The sequence below is a fragment of the Bacillus sp. SRB_8 genome (assembly GCF_003264205.1).
GTDB classification, from domain to species: domain Bacteria; phylum Bacillota; class Bacilli; order Bacillales; family Bacillaceae_G; genus Bacillus_A; species Bacillus_A mycoides.
Window position 1 is genome coordinate 1 of the sequence record NZ_NADT01000107.1, and the last position, 1,276, is coordinate 1,276.

Sequence of the window (1,276 nt, forward strand, 5' to 3'; positions counted from 1 at the left end):
GCAGCCATCGAGACTCGATATTCTATCGGAGCTCGATGGTTGAGTCGTTTTTGGAACCGTTTATAGTTATAAAAGTAAATATATTCTTCAATTGCTTGTATTAAATCCGCTTCTGTTTTAAAATGATTCAAATACAACATCTCCGATTTAAAATGGGAGAAAAATGATTCGATACAGGCATTATCATGGCAGTTTCCTTTGCGAGAGTGGCTGCCAATGATACCTAAATCAAAAAGTCGTTTGTTGTAGGCATGAGATGTGTACTGGAATCCCTGATCTGAATGGAGAATGGTTCCACGCACATCTCTTTTTTGTGCCAACATTTCAATTGTATCTAATACAAGTTCATTATCATTGCGCTTGGAAATTTTCCAAGAAACAACTTCGTTATTATAAATATCTTGTACAACAGAAAGGTAGCGGAATCCCTCTTGAAATCGTAGGTAGGTAATGTCTGTAACAAGCGCTTCATTTTGTTGGCGATCTTTGAATTCACGGTTTAAAACATTTGGAAAAGTATTGGAATAATTCCCTTTAAAGAAGCGACGCTTCTTCCGAATAATAGACTGAATGTTGAGTTCACTCATTAAGCGATATACCTTTTTGCGATTTATAAAATAACCCTCTTCTTGTAAAGCGATTTTCATACGTGGATAACCATATTCCTTGTGCTTTACGTGAATAGATTGTATTACCTTTTTTAATCGTTGATCGGATTCTAGTCGCATGTTTTTCATACTTTTTGTATGAATCCACTTATAGTAACTTGAACGATGTACACCCGCAAATTTAGTAAGCCATATAACTGGATATTTTCTCTTTAATGATTCAATGATATGATATCTCTCTTTATATTTTAGTACGCCTCCATTTACAGATTTGGATACTGCTTTTTTAAATATTCAACCTGAGCCTTATAGTAGTCACGTTCCTCTTCAACGGTGTTGAAATGAACACGTTTTCCTTTTAGAGGGTTTGGTATACCTTTCATTCCACTATTTTTTCCACGAGTATCTGTAATCTCACCACATTCTTTATATTTTTTCACCCAATTTTTAAGTTGGGTAGAACTTCTAAGCTGATATTTTTCCTTTATCATATTGTAACTTCCTTCTCCGTTTAAATAACTTTGAACAGCTGATAACTTTAATTCTTCTGAATATGTATTAAAAGTTGAGCCTTTTTTAGTCATAAAAAATCCCCTCCAAGTAATAGTGTAACATCCATGTGTGCACATGGTCTTTTTTACACTGTCTACCTAAAGGGGATAATACCA

Annotated in this window: 1 protein-coding gene; it reads right to left on the reverse strand. The window is 34.3% G+C overall.

Features of this window, described 5'->3' with window-relative positions:
* A protein-coding gene (locus tag B5P40_RS32060; RefSeq protein ID WP_368857258.1) for an IS3 family transposase occupies window positions 1-1,192 on the reverse strand; the annotation gives its coding sequence in 2 pieces (ribosomal slippage) (window positions 1-898 and window positions 898-1,192; 1,193 coding nt annotated over the 2 pieces). This gene is flagged as partial in the annotation.
* Between the last annotated feature and the right edge of the window lie 84 nt (window positions 1,193-1,276).